This is a genomic window from Erwinia plantamica (assembly GCF_043420595.1).
In the GTDB taxonomy this organism is placed as follows: Bacteria; Pseudomonadota; Gammaproteobacteria; order Enterobacterales; family Enterobacteriaceae; genus Erwinia; species Erwinia aeris.
In genome coordinates, this window is sequence record NZ_JBGCUC010000003.1 from 151783 (window position 1) to 168602 (window position 16820).

Consider the following 16820-nt stretch of genomic DNA (forward strand, 5'->3'; position numbering starts at 1 on the left):
GATGACCCCGATTGACTGGCAGGCGTGCAGCGCCGAAGAACAGCAGGTGCTGCTGACTCGTCCGGCTATCTCCGCTTCTGAAAACATTACCGCCAGCGTGCGCGCTATCCTGGAAAAGGTAAAAGCGGAAGGCGACGAGGCGTTGCGCTACTACAGCGCCGCTTTTGACAAAACTGAAGTTGAGGCGCTGCGCGTCACCAGCGAAGAGATAGAGGCGGCGTCAGCGCGGCTTGGCGATGAGGTCAAACAGGCGATGGCGGTGGCGGTCGCTAATATCGATAAATTTCACCAGGCACAAAAGCTGCCGGAAGTGGATATTGAAACCCAGCCCGGCGTGCGCTGTCAGCAGATCACCCGCCCCGTGGCGTCCGTCGGCCTCTATATTCCCGGCGGCTCCGCCCCGCTCTTCTCTACCGTGCTGATGCTGGCGACTCCCGCCCGCATTGCCGGCTGCAAGCGCGTGGTGCTCTGCTCGCCGCCGCCGATCGCCGATGAGATTTTATATGCCGCTAAGCTGTGTGGCGTGCAGGAGGTGTTTCAGGTCGGCGGCGCGCAGGCTATCGCCGCCATGGCGCTGGGCACCGCATCCGTGCCGAAGGTCGATAAAATTTTCGGGCCGGGGAACGCCTGGGTGACCGAAGCGAAACGTCAGGTCAGCCAGCGTCTTGACGGCGCGGCGATCGACATGCCTGCCGGCCCTTCCGAGGTGCTGGTGATTGCGGATGGTGCAGCCACGCCGGATTTTGTCGCCTCCGATCTGCTTTCTCAGGCGGAGCACGGCCCCGATTCGCAGGTGATCCTGCTGACGCCCGATCGCCAGATGGCCGAAGCGGTCGCCGACGCGGTAGAAAAGCAGCTGGCCAGCCTGCCGCGCGCCGAAACGGCTCGTCAGGCGCTGGCCGCCAGCCGCCTGATCGTGGCGAAAGATTTGGCGCAGTGCGTTGAAATCAGCAACCGCTACGGGCCGGAACACCTGATTATCCAGACGCGCCAGGCGCGCGATCTGGTTGCAGACATCACCAGCGCCGGTTCCGTGTTTCTGGGCGACTGGTCGCCGGAATCCGCCGGCGATTACGCCTCCGGCACCAATCACGTGCTGCCGACCTATGGCTTTACGGCGACCTGTTCGAGCCTGGGTCTGGCCGATTTCCAGAAGCGGATGACGGTGCAGGAGCTGACGCCGCAGGGCTTTTTAAATCTGGCGCCGACCATTGAAACCCTGGCCGCCGCCGAGCAGCTGACCGCCCACAAAAACGCCGTGACGCTGCGCGTTGCCGCGCTGAAGGAGAAGCAATGAGCAAGATTGAAGATCTCGCCCGCGCCAACGTGCGCCAGCTGACGCCCTATCAGTCCGCTCGTCGTCTTGGCGGCAGCGGCGATGTCTGGCTCAACGCCAATGAGTATCCGCTGGCGGTGCCGTTCGACCTCCGCCAGCAGACGCTGAACCGCTATCCCGAGTGCCAGCCGAAAGCCGTAATTGAGCGCTATGCGGCCTATGCGGGTTTGTCGCCGGAGCAGGTGCTGGTCAGCCGTGGCGCGGACGAAGGCATCGAGCTGCTGATGCGCGCATTTTGCGAGCCGGGCAAAGACGCCGTGCTGTTCTGCCCGCCGACCTACGGCATGTACAGCGTCAGCGCCGAAACGCTGGGCGTGGAATACCGCACCGTGCCCGCGCAGGAGGGCTGGCAGCTTAACCTGTCCGCCATTGCTGAAAAACTTGACGGCGTGAAGCTGGTCTACGTGTGCAGCCCGAACAATCCTACCGGCAACCTGGTGAAGCCAGAGGCCATCCGCCAGCTGCTGGAGATGACGCGCGGCAAGGCGCTGGTAATAGCAGACGAAGCCTATATAGAGTTCTGCCCGACGGCGACGCTGACCGGCTGGCTGAAGGAATATCCGCACCTGGTGATCCTGCGTACGCTCTCCAAAGCGTTTGCGCTGGCCGGATTGCGCTGCGGCTTTACGCTGGCCAACGCTGACGTTATTGCGCTGCTATTAAAAGTTATCGCGCCTTACCCGCTCTCCACGCCGGTAGCGGATATCGCTGCCCAGGCGCTGAGCGAACAGGGCGTCGCCCTGATGAAGGAGCACGTCGACGAGCTGCTGGCGACGCGTAACAAGCTGATTAGCGATCTGCGTGACTGCCGCTGCGTGGAAAAAGTTTTCCCCAGCGAGACCAACTACGTGCTGGCCCGCTTCACTGACTCCGCATTGGTCTTTAAAACCTTGTGGGATCAGGGCATTATTCTGCGTGACCAGAACAAACAGCCGGGACTGGCGGGCTGCCTGCGCATCTCCGTCGGCACGGCTGAAGAGTGTGACCGCGTTATCTCCGCGCTGCAAAAGTTATCCGGCGCGTCCGCATCCATGGAGCAAGCATGAGCCAGAAAGTTCTTTTTATCGATCGCGACGGAACGATTATCGCCGAACCGCCGGAAGATTATCAGGTTGACCGCATGGAGAAACTGGCTTTCGAGCCGGACGTGATCCCTGCCCTGCTGGCGCTGCAAAATGCCGGTTATCGACTGGTGATGATCACCAATCAGGACGGGCTGGGCACCGCCAGCTTCCCGCAGGCGGATTTCGACGGCCCGCACCAGCTGATGATGCAGGTTTTAAGCTCGCAGGGCATCCGCTTTGACGAGGTACTGATCTGTCCGCATCTGCCGGAAGACGGCTGCGCCTGCCGTAAACCGAAAACCAAACTGGTCACGGCGTGGCTGGCGGAAGGCGTGCTGGATACCGCTAACAGCTATGTTATCGGCGATCGCACCACCGACCTGCAGCTGGCAGGTAATATGGGTATTCAGGGGCTGCACTACTCTAAGGAAGGTCTTAACTGGCAGGGTATTCAGCAGCAGCTGACCAAACGCGATCGTCACGCGCTGGTGAACCGCAACACCAAAGAGACGCAGATTAAAGTAGAGGTCTGGCTGGATCGCGAAGGCAACAGCCAGTTCAATACCGGCGTGGGCTTCTTTGACCATATGCTGGATCAGATCGCCACCCACGGCGGCTTCCGCATGAATATTGAGGTGAAAGGCGATCTCTATATCGACGATCACCACACGGTGGAAGACACCGGCCTGGCGCTGGGCGAGGCGCTGCTGAAAGCTCTGGGCGACAAGCGCGGCATCGGCCGCTTCGGCTTTGTGCTGCCGATGGACGAGTGCCTGGCGCGCTGCGCGCTGGATATCTCCGGCCGTCCGCACCTGGAATACAAAGCCGAGTTCAGCTATCAGCGCGTGGGCGATCTCAGCACCGAGATGGTGGAACACTTCTTCCGCTCGCTTTCCTATACCATGGCCAGCACGCTGCACCTGAAAACCAAAGGCAAGAACGATCACCACCGCGTGGAGAGCCTGTTTAAAGCCTTTGGCCGCACGCTGCGCCAGGCGATCCGCGTGGAAGGCAATACCCTGCCCAGCTCGAAAGGAGTGCTGTAATGAACGTGGTGATCCTGGATACCGGCTGCGCCAACCTTTCCTCCGTTAAATGGGCGATCCAGCGCCTGGGCTATGAGCCAGTGGTCAGCCGCGAGGCCGACGTCGTGCTGCAGGCCGACAAGCTGCTGCTGCCGGGCGTCGGTACGGCGCAGGCGGCGATGGATCAGCTGCGCGAGCGCGAGCTGATCGAGCTGATTAAAGCCTGTACCCAGCCGGTGCTGGGGATCTGCCTGGGGATGCAGCTGCTTGGCTCGCACAGCGAGGAGAGCAACGGCGTCACCACGCTGGGGATTATCGATCAGGCGGTTGAGCAGATGAACGACTGCGGGCTGCCGCTGCCGCATATGGGCTGGAACCAGATTACTGCTCAGGCAGGCAACCATCTGTTTCGCGGCATTCCCGACGGCGCGTACTTCTATTTTGTGCACAGCTACGCTATGCCGGTGAATGCCTGCACCATCGCGCAGTGCAACTACGGCGAGCCTTTTACCGCCGCAGTACAGAAAGATAACTTCTTCGGCGTCCAGTTCCATCCGGAACGTTCCGGCGCGGCTGGCGCGCAGCTGCTGAAAAACTTCCTGGAGATGTAAGTGATTATTCCCGCATTGGATTTAATTGAAGGAAAAGTGGTGCGGCTGCATCAGGGCGATTACGGTCAGCAGCGCGACTACGGCAGCGATCCCCTGCCGCGCCTGCAGGAATACGAGGCCCAGGGCGCGCAGGTGCTGCATCTGGTCGACCTGACCGGCGCGAAAGATCCGGCGGCGCGGCAGATCCCGCTGCTGAAAACCCTGCTGGCGGGCGTCGGCGTGCCGGTGCAGGTTGGCGGCGGCATCCGCACGCGGGAAGATGTGGAGGCGCTGCTGGAGGCGGGCGCCACGCGCGTGGTGGTTGGCTCTACGGCGGTAAAAAACCCCGAAGAAGTGCAGCGCTGGTTTAAGCAGTACGGCGCGGAGGCGATCGTGCTGGCGCTGGATGTGCGTATCGACGCGGCTAACCGCAAGGAAGTGGCGATCAGCGGCTGGCAGGAAGCGGCTGGCGTGACGCTGGAAGAAGTTATCGAACAGTTCCGGCCTTATGGCCTGAAACATGTGCTTTGCACCGATATCTCCCGCGACGGCACGCTCGGCGGCTCTAACGTGGCGCTGTATCGTGAAGTCTCGGCCCGCTATCCGCAAATCGCCTTTCAATCTTCCGGCGGCATTGGCTCGCTGGAGGATATTCGTGCCCTGCGCGGCTGCGGCGCTGCGGGCGTGATTGTCGGCCGTGCTCTGCTGGAAGGTAAATTCAACGTATCGGAGGCGATAACATGCTGGCAAAACGGATAATCCCCTGCCTGGACGTGCGTGACGGCCAGGTGGTCAAAGGCGTGCAGTTCCGCAATCATGAGATCATCGGCGATATCGTGCCGCTGGCGCAGCGCTACGCGCAGGAAGGCGCGGACGAGCTGGTATTTTACGATATTACCGCCTCTTCGGCCGGTCGCGTGGTGGATAAAAGCTGGGTAGCTCGCGTAGCGGAAGTGATCGATATTCCTTTTTGCGTGGCGGGCGGTATTAAATCAGCGGAAGACGCGGCGCAGATCCTCTCTTTCGGTGCCGACAAAATCTCGATTAACTCACCGGCGCTGGCCGATCCTGAGCTGATCACGCGGCTGGCCGATCGCTTTGGCGTGCAGTGCATCGTGGTCGGTATCGATACCTGGTACGACAGCGAAAGCGGCAAATACCACGTGAATCAGTATACCGGCGACGAAGCGCGTACGCAGGTCACAACCTGGGAAACGCTGGACTGGGTACAGGAAGTACAGCAGCGCGGCGCGGGCGAAATCGTGCTGAATATGATGAATCAGGACGGCGTGCGTAACGGCTACGATCTGACCCAGCTGCAAAAAGTCCGCGAAGTCTGCAAGGTGCCATTAATTGCTTCCGGCGGCGCGGGCACCATGGAGCATTTCCTTGAGGCTTTCCGCGACGCCAACGTCGATGGCGCGCTGGCAGCCAGCGTATTCCATAAGCAAATTATTAATATTGGCGAGCTGAAGGCTTTTCTGCTCGACAAAGGTGTGGAGATCCGCGCGTGTTAACAGAACAACAGCTTGCCCAGCTTGACTGGGCAAAAACCGACGGCATGATGCCGGCTATCGTGCAGCACGCCGTCTCCGGTGAAGTATTGATGCACGGCTATATGAATCAGGAAGCGCTGGCGAAAACGCTGGAAACCGGCAAAGTGACCTTCTGGTCGCGTACCAAACAGCGCTTGTGGACCAAGGGCGAAACCTCGGCGCATTTTCTTAACGTCGTCAGCATCACGCCTGACTGCGATAACGATACGCTGCTGCTGCTGGTCAACCCGGTTGGCCCAACCTGCCATCGCGGCACCAGCAGCTGCTTCTCGCCTGCCGCCGCCGACTGGACTTTCCTGTATCAGCTGGAACAGCTGCTGGCCGAACGCAAGCACGCCGATCCAGCCAGTTCCTATACCGCCAGCCTGTACGCCAGCGGCACCAAGCGCATCGCACAGAAGGTCGGTGAAGAAGGCGTGGAAACCGCGCTGGCGGCCACCGTTAACGATCGCAATGAGCTGACTAACGAGGCTTCCGACCTGGTGTATCACCTGCTGGTGCTGCTTCAGGATCAGGATCTTAATCTGAGTGCGGTAATCGAAAACCTGCGCCAGCGGCATAAGTAACAGAGCCGGGGTATAGCAACAAATAGCAAGGTCGGGAAACCGGCCTTTTTTATTAAGGGAGCAAGATGAGCACGTTTGACAAGTTAATCACTCTGCTGGACGGCCAGCAGGCACGTTATAAGATCATGACGCATGAGCCGACCGGCAAATGTGAAGAGGTCGCGGCCATCCGCGGAACTGCGGTTGGTCAGGGTGCCAAGGCGCTGGTGTGCCATGTCAAAGGCAACGGCGTTAAGCAATATGTTCTGGCGGTATTACCTGCCGACCAGCAGGCCGATTTAAGCAAGGTGGCAAAAGCGGTCGGTGGCCTGCGCGCCTCGCTGGCCAGCCCGGCGGAAGTTGACCGGCTGACCGGCTGCGTGTTTGGTGCGATCCCGCCCTTCAGCTTTCATGATGAGCTGAAAGTCGTCGTCGATCCTACGCTGTGCGAGCGTAACAGCGAGATTGCGTTTAACGCCGGACTGCTGGAGAAATCAGTGGTGCTGAACGCGCAGGATTATCAGCGTATCGCGCCGTCGCTCCCGGCTGATATTTTAAAAGCATAGCGGCAACGGGCAAAAAAAAACCCCACCGCAGAGCGTGGGGTTTTACTTTATGCTGTTTCAGCCTGCGGAGAAACTTAATCCAGCCACTCGGTGTGGAACACACCTTCTTTATCGGTACGCTTGTAGGTATGCGCGCCGAAGTAGTCACGCTGCGCCTGGATCAGGTTCGCTGGCAGCACCGCTGAACGGTAGCTGTCGTAGTAAGCGATAGCGGCGGAGAAGGTTGGCGTTGGGATACCGTTCTGTACGGCATAGGCCACAACGTCACGCAGCGCCTGCTGGTATTCGTCCGCGATGTTCTTGAAGTACGGTGCCAGCAGCAGGTTAGCAATGTCGGCGTTATCCGCATAGGCATCGGTAATTTTCTGCAGGAACTGTGCGCGGATGATGCAGCCAGCGCGGAAGATTTTAGCAATCTCGCCGTAGTTCAGATCCCAGTTGTTTTCGGTGGAAGCCGCTTTCAGCTGAGAGAAGCCCTGTGCGTAGGAAACGATTTTGCCCAGGTAAAGCGCGCGGCGCACTTTCTCAACGAACTCTGCTTTATCGCCGGAAACGGTCTGCACGGTCGGGCCGCTCAGAACTTTGGAAGCGGCAACGCGCTGAGTTTTCAGTGAGGAGAGGTAGCGTGCGAATACGGATTCGGTGATCAGCGACAGCGGCTCGCCCAGATCCAGAGAGCTCTGGCTGGTCCATTTACCGGTGCCTTTGTTGGCCGCTTCATCCAGAATCACATCAACCAGGTAGTTACCCTCTTCGTCTTTCTTGGTGAAGATGTCTTTGGTGATGTCGATCAGGTAGCTGCTCAGCTCGCCTTCGTTCCATTCGCTGAAGGTCTTAGCCAGATCTTCGTTGCTCAGGTTCAGGGCATTTTTCAGCAGGGAGTAGGCTTCTGCAATCAGCTGCATATCGCCGTATTCGATACCGTTGTGCACCATTTTCACATAGTGACCAGCGCCGTCCGGACCGATGTAGGCAACACAGGCTTCGCCTTCGGCGCGCGCGGCAATTTTATCCAGAATAGGTGCAACCAGCTCGTAAGCTTCTTTCTGGCCGCCAGGCATGATGGATGGGCCTTTCAGTGCGCCCTCTTCACCGCCGGAAACGCCGGTACCGATAAAGTTGAAGCCCTGCTCAGACAGTTCGCGGTTACGGCGAATGGTGTCTTTATAGAAAGTGTTGCCGCCGTCGATCAGGATATCGCCTTTATCGAGGTGTGGCGTGAGAGAAGCGATAGTTTTGTCAGTCGCTTCGCCTGCCTGCACCATCAGCAGAATACGGCGAGGTTTCTCAAGGGATTCAACAAACTCTTCGATGGTATAGTAAGGCGCCAGCTTTTTGCCTTCGTTCTCGGCGATGACTTCGTCAGTCTTTTCGCGAGAGCGGTTAAAGATGGATACGGTATAGCCGCGGCTTTCGATGTTAAGAGCCAGGTTACGACCCATTACCGCCATACCTACAACGCCGATCTGTTGCTTGGACATTACATACTCCTGTCATGTAAAAACAATGGCTTGCATCGCCCTCGTTTTAGTGCTTGAACTGTCTCTCTACCTTAGAGATTATCCATTCTATTGTACATAGCAAAATTAACATTCAAAGCTATCACAGCTATTACTCTTTTCAGATTAATGCTTAAGTAATAACCATATATAAAGCATGTCAATGAATAAAAAACAGTCATTAATAGTAACCGCGACAGCATTATTTACACTCTGAAATAAAAAGCCCCCGCGATGCGGGGGCCCAGGCACTATTTAACAATCTCGTGAATAGCACGATTTGATAATCGCCGTTTCACATAACGCTGCAAACGATAAGGGATTAGCCGCGCAACAACTTTAACGCCAGGAAGCTGAATGAGCTTCCACAGTTTCGCCAGATAGACCTCTTTTTGCGAGAGCTGATCGCTAATTACCCTGGTAACCTCAACATGATTGATCAACGTTTTGTAATCGATAATGCCGAGTTTCCCTTTGCGCTGCCATTCAGGATTGAGGTATTCCGCCTGATAAAATCCTTTATTTAGCTTGATGCCTTTATCATCAAGTATATTGTGCTTATTTTCACCATTATTCAGCAGTGCCGGATCGGCCGCCAGCGAGAGGAAGAATTCCTTCAGCGCCGGGATCGCCATATCCCACTGGATGACTCTGCTATATTGACGCTCGTTAACCCGCTCCGGGAATGCGCCAATGTTAGGCACGATCACAGGCAAACTATTCTCCAGGGCGATGCTAAGCGTATAGCTATAGGTTTCTGGCCATTGAGCAGGATACCAGACCACGTCAGGCTTCACTTCCTCAATGATTTTTTCGATATCGGCATCTGAATAGCCGCCCAGCGTATTAATTGCACTGTGTAACGGACGGAAAGCATATCCCATCAGGGTAAATTTCACCGGATGTCCATTCAGGGCGACGGCGGTTTCTTCCAGAAGAACAGCGCCCTTCTCTTTGCTGATAGCACCAATAATGAGGACATTCAGATTGCGCGAAGGCTGCGGCGCTTTAACCGGCACATCAAGCTGTTTAACATGATGGTCGATATGCCACGCGCTGACCGCATTGTAATTTTTCGCATCGTATACGTTGGCATAGCGCGCCTGCGTATCAATTGATGGAAAAATCACGCGCTGTGCGCCCTGTAGCCAGACGGCGACATGCTTGCGGTAGTCTTCCAGCGGCATATACATTGGCACTGGATAGTGCTCAATGCAGAGCTGATCCATAGTGGTTAAATCATCGCCGCAGAAGCGTCCGTTTCGGTCGGTTAACGTGGGGTTGCCGTTAATTAAAAAGTAGTCATGTACCGTTATATCATAACTGCATTTCAGCTTTTCATGCAGCGCCAGGATCTCTTTGCTGAATCCCATAATATGGTGATAGTGAATATTACCTACACCTACGAAGGTCAGCAAATCTATTAATTTATCTGTGCCCTGATCCAGATCGAAAATAATCCGGTCTTTGTTGGCCGCACCTTCTGCCGTTAGCGCCAGTGCATAGGTATTCTCTTTTTCACCTGGCGACAGCAGTAAAAAATGCACTTTATTCTTGTAATGCGCAATAAGCTCATTTAGATGGGTAACTACGCCGCCGCCCATTTTATGGCTGACCAGCAGCACTTTAGGGACCGGCGTGGTAGCGATAATACGCGCCATCATCTGTTGACGAGCTTTTTTAGCCGGATCGGCAGCGATAAAGGACATAACGTCAGCAGTATAATTCGGGTGCAGTTCGGACAAAAGCTCCATAGCTTTGATCTTACGTGGGCTTTGCTCGCCAGCAAAACTGACGCCGCCTTTATGGTAGGCAAATACGTTCAGCTGATGATAATTCTTCCACCCCAGCTTATCCGCTCGCTGACACCAGTCATTTTCTTCACCATAGCCGCGACCAAAGGTTTCGACATCGAAATAGCCTACCTGATTTAAACAGTCACGACGAATATACATGCAGAAACCGATCCCTGTTGGGATCTCAACCAGGTTGTCCTGGGTGCCATAACTGGAGAAATGGTCGTCCAATGCCTTAACGTCCAGCCCGAGCAACAGTTCGTTATCTTCACAGAAGTTAGGGAAGCTGCAAATAGTGGCATTATTTGAAAACGGCGTAATGCTGCCTACGCGCTCTTTGCTATAAGCGGCATCTTTAATCCTTTCAAGCCAGTCGTTCGCTACTTCAACGTCGCTGTTGAGTAACAGCACGTCATTACGCAGGTGAAGCTGCATTCCGCGGTTGACTGTAGCCACAAAGCCCAGATTGGTTTCGTTTTCCAGCAGGATAAACTCATCATTGCTGCTACGCGCGCGTAACCACTCCGTCAGCTCCGGCTCCGGTGAGCAATCGTTAATAACGACCAGCTGCGCCCAGTCCGGAATTGAAGCCAACGTGGATTCAATACACTCTTGGGTTTCTTCCAGGCCAGCATAGACAGGGACAATGACGTCAACCGTTTTCGACAGATCAATGTCGTTGCGTGCCAGCGCTTTGCGGTGGCTAGCCTGCACCTCATCCAACTGGGTTATTAGAGCGGCTACCTGCTCTTTCAGCGTCTGATTTTCCGCTTCCAGCGTTGAATGGTCATTAGCTGAAGCAATATGGCCAGCCTGGGTTTCAACACGATTAGCTTCCAGCATGGCTATAGTATTCTGCAACGCAGCGATGCTGGAGGTTAATTCCTTTATCTTACGGTCCTTAACGCCGTTTTCGATATCGGATGCCAGTGATCCCTTATCGTTATCATTCATTTTGTATTTCCTACACTTTCATAAAATTGAAGATGTTTTTTTATAATCGCCTTTTCATCGGGCTTAGCGAGCCTGAAACGTATATAATCTAAATCAAAGATAAGGGAATAGGGTACCAGATAAGCAAACAGGTAAAACCCAAGGCGGTTAATACGTTCCTTTTCATCTTCTGCCTCTAAAATAAATCGAAAAGATGAATCGCCAAAAGCAGCAACCGGCACGCCCATTAACAACGCTTCAAGACCTACACTGGAATTGATAGTCACTATTTTTTTACAACGAGCAATAAAATCAATGCTGGTAGCTGATTTGTCTACATTAAAAAGTTCGTCATTTAATCTGAAAGCGCTGCCCGGATGGCTACGCACGATAAAATCGCTGTCGTAGTTTAAGCGTGCGTAATCGAGCAATACCTGATTATTGAAACCATTAGCATAAGCAATAAGATTAGAGTCATTTTCGACCTGTAGCACTATGCCTGATTTGTATTCTTTTGTCAGCGGGGGCAACGGCGAAGAGGCAAAAAAATCTCTTAAATCTTCAAGCGTCAGGTCTAACCGGCATTCTTTCGCCACGGCCGCATAGCGAGTCGCTGCTTCAGTGTTGCCATTGACGCCGCTAAAATCAAGGTAGCCCGTAGAGATGTATTCCGGGTGTCTTAACGGCCCTAACTCCATATTCATTACTGGTATATTCAACTTTTTACAAGCCAGGGATAAAGAAGGACAATTACACCAGTTTAGTACAACTTCGACCTTTCCGATTGACAAAATCGTATCATGGAAATCTTTTTCAAGCGTAGCATCTTCTGTAGTGAGGTAATCATAAAACGCACGCGTCGGATTACCGTTATGCTCGGCCAACTTTCGGACAAAAAAGTCGCTGTTAAAAGGGGTGAAGCTCATAGCGGCCAGTTCTGCCGGAGTAGGCAGCCGATAGCCCTGACGAGTTTGCGAATCGTCCAGCAATTCCCAGCGTTCATACTGACGCCAGATATCGATATCTCTACGATAAAGATCGTCAGTTAGAAAATGCAGTCGATCGCCATAGGTCGTCAATAGCTTATAAAATATCCATAAATAAGGGGCAGACTGCCCCCTGAATGGAAAAGAAGGGAAATAGGCGACAATCATTTGTCGGCACTCTCTTTAAAGGAAACCTTGACCGGGGCGTAAAGCACACCACCCTGCTCACGCGGCGCCCAATATTTTATTTTGTGCATCGGGCGACGCTGATCCAGCTCTTCACGCTGTCCATTATCCAAAGAAGCCAGCCCACAATGGATTAAATAATCACCCGCATTGAGAGGCAGAGTTACCTTGTAATCAATATAATATTTACCCGGTTTAAGATGAAAAGGTTGCCCGGCGGCAATATTATTATCGCCCCAAACGTCTCCCCCCTGCGCTCTGGACAAAGAAATACCCAGCACGGCTTCTTTAATTTCCTCCGCAACCAACAGGGTGAAGTTAAAAGTGAGCGCCTCACCGGCTTTCACCATTGGCTTCTCTTCCAGAGGCGTACCGTCAGACTTGATGACGGCCATTTTTTCTATAATAGCGCGAGCGCTACCGAAGCGTTTTTCATCGACTTCACGATGAATACCTGTCTGCTGAATCCGCTGTAGATCTGGGACACTGAAAGCCGTGGCAGCAAGAGTTTCGTTTTGAGGCTTAACATTTTCTACCGCTTCGGCTTGCGAAAGGATCATGCCTTTTTCATAGGCAAGCACGGCAGCCAGAACATCCGTGGTGTCAGCGACCAATTCGCCGTTTTTCATCACGATGCAGCGATCGGCATATTCCAGGATACTGCCAGTCGAATGCGTCACCATCAGGATAGTTGTGCCCTTTTTCTTTAAGGCTTCCATGCGTTTGAAGCATTTGTATTGGAATCCGATATCGCCTACCGCCAATGCTTCATCGACAATCAATATTTCTGGATCCACACAGGCCTGCACGGCAAAAGCAAGTCGCACGTACATGCCGCTGGAGTAAGTTTTTACAGGCTGATCGATAAAGTTGCCTATATCGGCAAAGCTTAAAATTTCGTCAAGCTTAGCGTCAGTTTCGCTTCTACTCATGCCTAATACGCTGGCGTTGAGGTAGACATTTTCGCGTCCGGTAAATTCCGGATTAAATCCTGCGCCCAGTTCCAGCAGAGCGGCGACGCGGCCGTTGATTTCTACGCTCCCCGCCGTAGGGGAAAGCGTCCCACAGATCATCTGTAACAGCGTCGATTTTCCTGCGCCGTTGCGGCCAATAATACCTACGGTTTCACCACGGTTAATGGTAAAAGAAACATTCCTCAAGGCCCAAAACTCTTTAAAATAATTTTGGGTACTTTTCCCTGCGAAGCGGCGCGCGTGCGGGAGGACGAATTGTTTCAGGCGATCCCTGGGACGATCGTAGATGTGATAGCACTTACTCAGTCCTTCAATGCGGACAGCAAATTCATTAGAGGACATCAGCGAATCCCTTTCTGGTTTTCTGGAAGAAAGCAAAGCCGAGCCAGGCAATAACAGAGGCACAGCCGGTATAGATTAATAATCCTTTCCAGTTTGGTATATGCCCCCAAATTAGAACTTCACGTGCTTGCTCAATGATAAAAGTGAGCGGATTAAGCATAATCCAGATACGGAACTTTTCAGGAATAGCCGTGATAGGAAAAAATACCGGAGAGAGAAACATCATGATGGTAGTAATGATCATGGTGGTTTGCCCTACATCACGAATATAAACACCTAGTGAAGAAAGGATCCAGGATAAGCCAAGACAAAAAATTATCAAAGGTATAAACACAGCGGGTAGAAAGACGCTTGTCCAGTGCAGATAGCCGTTAAAAGTAAAGAAAGCGAGCATCAGGACAAACAGGCTAATTACGCTATGAAAAATAGCGGAAAGCAGGCTGATAACGGATAACGTTTCAAGGGGGTAAACAACTTTTTTGACGTAATTGATATTTCCCAAAATAATTGTTGGGGCTTTGTTTACCACCTCAGCGAACAGACCATGCACAATCATGCCCACAAACAGTATCAGTGCAAATTGCGTTTTACTTTCATCACCGCCCACGGACCAGCGGGCTTTAAAGGCTACGGAAAAGACGAAGGTATAAACCGCGAGCATAAATAAAGGATTCAGAAAAGACCAGGCCAGCCCCATGCTGGAGCCTTTATAACGGCCGACAACTTCTCGCTTGGTCATTTGATAAATCAATTGCTTATGACGAAAAACTGAAGCCAGCATCGCCCTGACGGAAATACGCTGTTTTAAATGAGGGTTGCTCATTTCTCTCCCCTCTCTGAACCTGCCATAATAAATTTTTTGAACATATTATTAATACCTCAAACAGTATTTAGGTATCGGCCCTGGTGGGTACCGACTTCAAACACTCTTTATTTTTTGAACGTCTTAGCGGATCGAAAAACCAGCCCCATTTATTAAAATATTTTATCGATGATAAAATATGTTGCAATAAGAGGTATTTACTTTTATAAGATCCTTTCTTAAAAAGATGTGTAACAGTGACATCTGAATAGTAAATAATATCTGTATACTTTAGGGCTCGGCGACAAAGATCAATATCTTCCATATACATAAAGTATCTGTCATCAAAACCTTCCAGTCTGGCAAGCAGATCGGATTCTAAAAACATAAAACAGCCAGATACTGAAGGTACAGTGAAAACTTTCGAAAAATCTGCATTTCGCAGCTCATATTTATTATCGAGATCCTTTGCCAATGCCGGGATAAACCGACGAACAAATAAATTTACTGGCGTAGGTAAAAGACGGCAGCTAAACTGTTTTGATCCGTCCGAATAAACAATTGAGGGCGAAACAAATTTATATTTGTTTTGCCTGGCCACGTGATATAAAGCGGAAACAGATCCTTCATGAAAGCGTATATCAGGATTGCAGATTAAAAAATACTCAGATTGCTTAAGGTATTTTTTTATTGCAATATTGTGTCCCGCGCCAAACCCACGGTTGCTTTCAGCCCGAATATAGTCAACTCGCGGATGATGCAACTTTGCAGCCCAGTCAGCACCGCCATTGTCCACCAGCACGATCTTTTCTACCGTTTCCTCGCTTAACAAAGAAGCCAGCGTTGGCTCGATGTCTGCCTGAGTATGACGATACAGAACGATTGAGGCGACTATTTGCATATATGGGTTATTATCCATCGTTAAACCTGTCTGAAATTAGCACCTGTCCCGTGTGCCGGTCCGTTGCTCTGATTTGCATGTTGCGCGAACGCCAGGTTTTTCAGGATAGGCTTGTCTTCAGCTTTTGCAATACGAGATCAATACGTGGCAGCCAGCTAACGGGCATAATGCCTGCTGCTGCAATCTTTTGCGTAGACATAACCGAATACTTTGGTCGTTTCGCTGGCGTAGGAAACTGGGTAGTCGGGATGGGCGTCAGCTCAGGCATTTTTTCCAGCAGTCCGGCGACACAGGCCTTCTGTAAAATGGCTTCTGCGAAGCCAAACCAGCTAGTTTCACCTACACCGCTATAGTGATAAATACCTGTAGGGCGCGGGGCGGCAAATATTATCTCCATCGCAGCACTGGCTATATCGCCTGCATAGGTAGGGCATCCACGCTGATCGTCAATAATGCTTAGTGCGGGGCGCTCTTTACCCAACCGCAGCATGGTTTTCAGAAAATTATTGCCATATTCGCTAAATACCCATGACGTCCTCAGTACTATTGCCTGCTCACAGGTCAGCGCCGCTTTCTCACCAGCCAGTTTGGTAGAACCATATATGCTTTGCGGATCGCAGGGATGATCCTCAGCCCAAGGCTTATCTGCTTCTCCATTAAAAACGTAATCGGTAGAAATATGGATAAGAAACGCATGATGGCGCTGAGCGGCAAGTGCAAGGTTTTCTACAGCCTGTACATTTACGTTCCAGGCACCTTCAGGATCGGATTCCGCGCGATCTACCGCAGTATAGGCAGCCGCATTAAAAATAACGTCTGGCTGAAATTGTCCGACAAGCCGTTCAACAGCGGCAGCGTCAGAGATATCCAGCTGCGAGCGATCGGTAGCCAGCAGCGTAACCTGCGGAAACTTCTCTTTAGCAAGATCCTGGAAGCAAGAACCAACCTGACCAGATGCACCGGTTAACAGCACTTTCATTTGAACAGCTCTCTGAACAATTTACCTTGCGCGTCTTTACCGGAAAGTAGTGGCTCAGCGACAGGCCACTCGATATTCAATTGAGGATCGTTCCACAGCAGACAGCCTTCGTGTTGCGGGTCATAATAGTCTGTACACTTGTATTCAAAATCAGCAAATTCTGAAATCACTACGAACCCGTGCGCCAGGCCGGGTGGAACCCAGAACTGGTTTTTATTTTCTTCGGAAAGATAAACGCCAGCCCACTGGCCAAACGTAGGCGAATCAGGACGAATGTCTACCGCCACATCGAAAACTTCACCACGTACGACCCGGACCAGCTTGCCCTGCGGCCTTGAAGTTTGAAAATGCAGCCCTCTCAAAACCCCCTGAGACGAACGGGAGTGATTGTCCTGCACAAAATCTAAATCTATGTCCAGCAACGCCTGGTAACGCTCTTTCTGGAATGTTTCGAGAAAAAAACCTCGCTCATCGCCAAAAACCTTTGGCTCGATGAGTTTTACACCCTGTACACGCGTCTCAGTAACTTTCATTTGTACACCGTTCGTCATCCGTTAATACATGCTTTTGGCGCTGATTCGTATTTTATGGATCATTCAACAAAATCAAAAGAGCCAGTTTTAAGGGGTTGATCTTAGCATTAACTCGATCGACGCTGAACCCTGTGTCAGTAATTCTTTTTTTTCTTACGAGTTTGTCTGTAAAGGAATTTCATATAAAGGTCATATAAGCTCTTGACT

16 protein-coding genes are annotated in these 16820 nt (G+C 52.3%); 8 read left to right on the forward strand and 8 right to left on the reverse strand.

Annotated features, from left to right (window positions below; all coding sequences use genetic code 11):
* The first annotated feature begins 1 nt into the window (after position 1).
* The 8 genes from hisD to AB3U87_RS04175 all read left to right on the forward strand — a co-directional run bounded on the left by hisD (position 2) and on the right by AB3U87_RS04175 (position 6682).
* Positions 2-1297, forward strand: a complete 1296-nt coding sequence (gene hisD / locus AB3U87_RS04140; protein WP_394148572.1) for a histidinol dehydrogenase — start codon at positions 2-4, stop codon at positions 1295-1297.
* Positions 1294-2382, forward strand: coding sequence for a histidinol-phosphate transaminase (hisC, locus tag AB3U87_RS04145; protein ID WP_394148477.1), 1089 nt, complete (start codon positions 1294-1296; stop codon positions 2380-2382). The genes hisD and hisC overlap by 4 nt, the downstream gene beginning before the upstream one ends.
* Positions 2379-3446, forward strand: coding sequence for a bifunctional histidinol-phosphatase/imidazoleglycerol-phosphate dehydratase HisB (gene hisB / locus AB3U87_RS04150; RefSeq protein WP_370734274.1), 1068 nt, complete (start codon positions 2379-2381; stop codon positions 3444-3446). Before hisC ends, hisB begins: the two co-directional genes overlap by 4 nt.
* A complete protein-coding gene (gene hisH, locus AB3U87_RS04155; protein ID WP_253460124.1) occupies positions 3446-4036 on the forward strand; it encodes an imidazole glycerol phosphate synthase subunit HisH in 591 nt (196 codons plus the stop codon). The genes hisB and hisH overlap by 1 nt, the downstream gene beginning before the upstream one ends.
* Positions 4037-4774, forward strand: a complete 738-nt coding sequence (gene hisA, locus AB3U87_RS04160; RefSeq protein WP_253460121.1) for a 1-(5-phosphoribosyl)-5-[(5-phosphoribosylamino)methylideneamino]imidazole-4-carboxamide isomerase — start codon at positions 4037-4039, stop codon at positions 4772-4774.
* Positions 4756-5532, forward strand: a complete 777-nt coding sequence (gene hisF, locus AB3U87_RS04165) for an imidazole glycerol phosphate synthase subunit HisF (protein ID WP_394148478.1) — start codon at positions 4756-4758, stop codon at positions 5530-5532. The genes hisA and hisF overlap by 19 nt, the downstream gene beginning before the upstream one ends.
* Positions 5526-6137 carry a bifunctional phosphoribosyl-AMP cyclohydrolase/phosphoribosyl-ATP diphosphatase HisIE gene (gene hisIE / locus AB3U87_RS04170; RefSeq protein ID WP_394148480.1) on the forward strand — a complete coding sequence of 204 codons (612 nt, stop codon included), beginning with the start codon at positions 5526-5528 and terminating at the stop codon, positions 6135-6137. The genes hisF and hisIE overlap by 7 nt, the downstream gene beginning before the upstream one ends.
* A gap of 65 nt (positions 6138-6202) precedes the next feature.
* Positions 6203-6682, forward strand: coding sequence for a YbaK/prolyl-tRNA synthetase associated domain-containing protein (locus AB3U87_RS04175; RefSeq protein WP_253460112.1), 480 nt, complete (start codon positions 6203-6205; stop codon positions 6680-6682).
* A gap of 74 nt (positions 6683-6756) precedes the next feature.
* Here AB3U87_RS04175 and gndA read toward each other — a convergent pair whose 3' ends face one another.
* From gndA to rfbC, 8 genes are all read right to left on the reverse strand, one after another.
* Positions 6757-8163 (reverse strand): NADP-dependent phosphogluconate dehydrogenase, encoded by a 1407-nt coding sequence (gndA, locus tag AB3U87_RS04180; RefSeq protein WP_253460110.1) that lies wholly within the window; start codon positions 8161-8163, stop codon positions 6757-6759.
* Positions 8164-8432: 269 nt separating this feature from the next.
* The gene (locus tag AB3U87_RS04185) at positions 8433-10931 is read right to left on the reverse strand and encodes a glycosyltransferase (protein ID WP_394148482.1); all 2499 of its coding nucleotides are present in this window, start codon (positions 10929-10931) and stop codon (positions 8433-8435) included.
* Positions 10928-12064 carry a GT99 family glycosyltransferase N-terminal domain-containing protein gene (locus tag AB3U87_RS04190; protein ID WP_394148483.1) on the reverse strand — a complete coding sequence of 379 codons (1137 nt, stop codon included), beginning with the start codon at positions 12062-12064 and terminating at the stop codon, positions 10928-10930. Before AB3U87_RS04190 ends, AB3U87_RS04185 begins: the two co-directional genes overlap by 4 nt.
* Positions 12061-13398: an ABC transporter ATP-binding protein gene (locus AB3U87_RS04195; RefSeq protein WP_253460101.1), complete on the reverse strand. Its 1338-nt coding sequence runs from the start codon at positions 13396-13398 to the stop codon at positions 12061-12063. Before AB3U87_RS04195 ends, AB3U87_RS04190 begins: the two co-directional genes overlap by 4 nt.
* Complete coding sequence (locus AB3U87_RS04200; protein ID WP_394148484.1) at positions 13388-14221, reverse strand: ABC transporter permease; 834 nt, start codon at positions 14219-14221, stop codon at positions 13388-13390. The genes AB3U87_RS04195 and AB3U87_RS04200 overlap by 11 nt, the downstream gene beginning before the upstream one ends.
* Before the next feature lie 67 nt (positions 14222-14288).
* Positions 14289-15119: a glycosyltransferase gene (locus tag AB3U87_RS04205; RefSeq protein WP_253460095.1), complete on the reverse strand. Its 831-nt coding sequence runs from the start codon at positions 15117-15119 to the stop codon at positions 14289-14291.
* Positions 15120-15201: 82 nt separating this feature from the next.
* The gene (gene rfbD / locus AB3U87_RS04210) at positions 15202-16080 is read right to left on the reverse strand and encodes a dTDP-4-dehydrorhamnose reductase (RefSeq protein ID WP_253460092.1); all 879 of its coding nucleotides are present in this window, start codon (positions 16078-16080) and stop codon (positions 15202-15204) included.
* Positions 16077-16613: a dTDP-4-dehydrorhamnose 3,5-epimerase gene (gene rfbC / locus AB3U87_RS04215; RefSeq protein WP_253460089.1), complete on the reverse strand. Its 537-nt coding sequence runs from the start codon at positions 16611-16613 to the stop codon at positions 16077-16079. Before rfbC ends, rfbD begins: the two co-directional genes overlap by 4 nt.
* Positions 16614-16820 lie beyond the last annotated feature (207 nt).

Coding starts and splice junctions, on each gene's coding strand:
- hisD (WP_394148572.1), top strand. CDS start 2: ATGACCCCGATTGACTGGCAGGCGTGCAGCGCCGAAGAACAGCAGGTG.
- hisC (WP_394148477.1), top strand. CDS start 1,294: ATGAGCAAGATTGAAGATCTCGCCCGCGCCAACGTGCGCCAGCTGACG.
- hisB (WP_370734274.1), top strand. CDS start 2,379: ATGAGCCAGAAAGTTCTTTTTATCGATCGCGACGGAACGATTATCGCC.
- hisH (WP_253460124.1), top strand. CDS start 3,446: ATGAACGTGGTGATCCTGGATACCGGCTGCGCCAACCTTTCCTCCGTT.
- hisF (WP_394148478.1), top strand. CDS start 4,756: ATGCTGGCAAAACGGATAATCCCCTGCCTGGACGTGCGTGACGGCCAG.
- AB3U87_RS04175 (WP_253460112.1), top strand. CDS start 6,203: ATGAGCACGTTTGACAAGTTAATCACTCTGCTGGACGGCCAGCAGGCA.
- gndA (WP_253460110.1), bottom strand. CDS start 8,163: ATGTCCAAGCAACAGATCGGCGTTGTAGGTATGGCGGTAATGGGTCGT.
- AB3U87_RS04185 (WP_394148482.1), bottom strand. CDS start 10,931: ATGAATGATAACGATAAGGGATCACTGGCATCCGATATCGAAAACGGC.
- AB3U87_RS04190 (WP_394148483.1), bottom strand. CDS start 12,064: ATGATTGTCGCCTATTTCCCTTCTTTTCCATTCAGGGGGCAGTCTGCC.
- AB3U87_RS04195 (WP_253460101.1), bottom strand. CDS start 13,398: ATGTCCTCTAATGAATTTGCTGTCCGCATTGAAGGACTGAGTAAGTGC.
- AB3U87_RS04200 (WP_394148484.1), bottom strand. CDS start 14,221: ATGAGCAACCCTCATTTAAAACAGCGTATTTCCGTCAGGGCGATGCTG.
- AB3U87_RS04205 (WP_253460095.1), bottom strand. CDS start 15,119: ATGGATAATAACCCATATATGCAAATAGTCGCCTCAATCGTTCTGTAT.
- rfbD (WP_253460092.1), bottom strand. CDS start 16,080: ATGAAAGTGCTGTTAACCGGTGCATCTGGTCAGGTTGGTTCTTGCTTC.
- rfbC (WP_253460089.1), bottom strand. CDS start 16,613: ATGAAAGTTACTGAGACGCGTGTACAGGGTGTAAAACTCATCGAGCCA.